Genomic DNA, 3,096 nt, shown 5'->3' on the forward strand with positions numbered 1-3,096 from the left:
AAGTGGGAGTCTCAACTCAGACTGAGATGAACCGTCCCACTGCATAAATACTGGGTTGCAACCGGAAGTTGCGCAATCGCTCACGCTGATTGGTAGACATTTTCCGATGATTCTTTATACTGAAATCAGACAAATTCAAGAATGCTTCGGCATTCTTGCTGCGAGGTGCGCGTCATGCAATTGCATGACATACTTCTACTGCCCACCTCTGCAATCCTGCCGGAGGCTATATCAGCTGAGGGATTGACTCCCAGCTGATACATCACACACTATGTATTTTGCATTTCCGGAAAGTCACACAACATCAGCTGGATTCTGTATAGAATCATCTTTTTTCCAGACGGAGGTTCCTTATGACATTAGGTGAAAAATTATATACATTACGAACAAAACAGAATATGACCCAGGAACAACTGGCTGAAAAACTTCAGGTCTCCCGCCAGTCTATTTCCAAATGGGAATCCGATGCCACACGCCCGGATCTTGGAAAATTAAAATTCCTGGCAGAATTTTACCATGTATCACTGGACGCATTATTAGATGAAGATGTGGATATTTTTGCTGATAAAACAATTTCTGCTTTGAATGAAAGCACAAACACTGCCTCAGATAAAAACGAGTCGGTGGGACAAAGATCAGCCACAGATTCTGCTTTTACAGATGATAACGGAAATCCCGGTACCGGTAACACTGACAATCATTCGTCATACAGTGTTTCTCCCGAAACCATCGATTGGATCACTTCTGAGATTCTGGATAAAAATCACAAACTCTGGAAACGGACAACCATCGGATTGGGTAGTGCATGTCTGGCACTCACGGTTGCCCTGCTCGTGGTCGCAATAACTTTTTCCGACAAATTAAGCACGCTTTCTGCTCAGATTGCACAGCAGCCAGCTCCTGTTTATGTAAACAATGATTCTGATTACACCACGGAACAGGATACTTATTTTCAAAGCTATCACACGATTGCAGATTCTGTTTCCGAAGATGGTAAAAAACTGCATGTCAAATTTACGGCTGTCTTAAAAAACTATCAGGATAACACGATTCTGACTATGCAGCTTCAGAATACTTCGGATCAGAGCAACATTCCGGTAACTTTCATCTGCGAAAACGGAACTTACACTGGTTTTGCTGATTTACCGATTAATACAGACACTTATAACGCAACCGCCTGTATCGATACGGACGGTTCCAAACAGACCGTAAATCTGAGTGAATACGAGACGTTATCCGTCCTTGGATTGACAGACTGGCAACCCACTGTTGAAATTACAGGAAATAGCTTCGATAATCTTTCACGGACTAATTCCGGTGACCTGAATATAAGCTGTCAGCAGCCTGCATTTGTTTCCAATATCACAGATGCTGAATTTCAGGTTGTGTATAACGATACGCTGTTGTATACACGTAGTCTGCCACACGATGATCTGGAATCGTTGTCAGAAGTATATGGAGAAAGCTATTTTCCATACAACTTTAAAGTTCCAAAAGATAGCAATGCCGACGATTATATCATAAAGTTCCGTTGGTATAACTCTTTTTTGAAACAATATATTACTTACGAAACCCAGAATAACTGGACATTTAATAGTACTGATTCAGAAAATGCTACAAATATTCTGTTTGACTCCGACACAGATATTGACAGCACTTCCCATCCGGAAAAGGTTACATTTTCAACCGAACCGTAAACAGTAGAAGGCGAACAGGTCATTCCTGCTCGCCTTCGTTTGCTTCTTCCATATCAATATGTGTTCCTCTATTACACTGGAGATTGTTCTATATGGTATTATGCAACCCACAATGCATATTTCTCTTTTGTAAAGCGGACATTCGCAATCCTCTTTCGCTACTTGCTCATGAACGCAGTCGCTTTGCGACCTGTCAGTGGGAGCTTTTAACTCCCACTGACATAAGCATCCCCCTTACCCACCGCTTAGTGCTCTACGCACTTGAAGCAGGGGAATGCTTATTCTGCGTTCAAATCATCTGATTTCTTCTGCCTGCAGCGCATGTTCCGCAAACATCCGCTGTACAAATGCATAACTGCCCAATCCCGCTATCATACAATCTGCTTCTATTCCGTCTCGCTCCAGGATATTTTTCCAGGAATTCTCATCTTCTCCTGCCATATCATTTCTGGCATGATCTCCCGCCACCAGCATCAATGGTGCCAATACGGATTTTTGGCAGGACAGTTGTTTCAGTTTTTCCTTTACATCCGTAATCTCCGGATATCCTTCCACGGTACCGATCCACACATTTGTAAATCCCTGAGCCTGAATCTGATGCTCCAGTGCCGGATAGCATGCATTGGCAAAATGTCCTGTGCCATGTCCCATAAATACAAACGCATCAGAAGAACTTCTGAAATCAAAAACTTCATTCAGGCCACAGATCAATTCTTTATAATCGGACTGCTGGTGAAGCAGCGGATGTCCCAGCCGCACAGACTCGAATTGATTCAGATATTCACGCAGGATTTCCACCAGTTCATCGTATTCATAACCATGGATCACATAGGTAGGCTGTACGATCAGCTCTTTACACCCGGCCACAGCCAGAGTTTCCAGAGCCTCCGAAACTGTATCAATGCATATTCCGTCCCGCTCCTTCAGTTTTTTTATGATCCGGCGGCTGCCGTATGCCCGCCGCATCTCATAGCCCGGCAGTGCCGCCGAAATCGCCTGTTCCACCGGATTAATATTCTGTGCTTCCGCCTCCCGGTAAGAAGTTCCAAAACTTACAATCAATACGCCTTTTTTCATTGGTCTTACGCCCCCATATTTCCTTTTTTAATGCAAAAAAATACCGCAAACCCTTGTTAATCAAAAGTTTGCGATACTTTACGGTACGTGCGTGAGAGGATTCGAACCCCCGACACCTTGGTCCGTAGCCAAGTGCTCTATCCAGCTGAGCTACACACACATATTTTATAAAATCAGCTTAAAAGCTAATGCCGGCGACCGGAATCGAACCGGTACGATGTCGCCACCACAGGATTTTAAGTCCTGCGCGTCTGCCAGTTCCGCCACGCCGGCATGATGCTTTAGCATCGATGGGACCTACAGGGCTCGAACCTGTGACCCT

General features: G+C 44.2%; 2 protein-coding genes and 2 tRNA genes. 1 reads left to right on the forward strand and 3 read right to left on the reverse strand.

The features are described 5' to 3' along the window. Window positions 1–353: 353 nt before the first annotated feature. Window positions 354–1,697, forward strand: a complete 1,344-nt coding sequence (locus HMPREF0373_RS16135; RefSeq protein ID WP_021740306.1) for a helix-turn-helix domain-containing protein — start codon at window positions 354–356, stop codon at window positions 1,695–1,697. Between the two features lie 294 nt (window positions 1,698–1,991). Here HMPREF0373_RS16135 and HMPREF0373_RS13460 read toward each other — a convergent pair whose 3' ends face one another. The 3 genes from HMPREF0373_RS13460 to HMPREF0373_RS13470 form a co-directional block, all read right to left on the reverse strand. After that, entirely contained in the window at window positions 1,992–2,774 is a 783-nt protein-coding gene (locus tag HMPREF0373_RS13460) for a sirohydrochlorin cobaltochelatase (RefSeq protein ID WP_021740307.1), read from the reverse strand. 86 nt (window positions 2,775–2,860) lie between these two features. Further along, a tRNA-Arg gene (locus HMPREF0373_RS13465) sits at window positions 2,861–2,934 on the reverse strand. Window positions 2,935–2,963: 29 nt separating this feature from the next. Beyond that, window positions 2,964–3,047 (reverse strand) — tRNA-Leu (locus HMPREF0373_RS13470). Window positions 3,048–3,096 lie beyond the last annotated feature (49 nt).

The organism is Eubacterium ramulus ATCC 29099, from assembly GCF_000469345.1.
Taxonomy (GTDB): Bacteria; Bacillota; Clostridia; order Lachnospirales; family Lachnospiraceae; genus Eubacterium_I; species Eubacterium_I ramulus.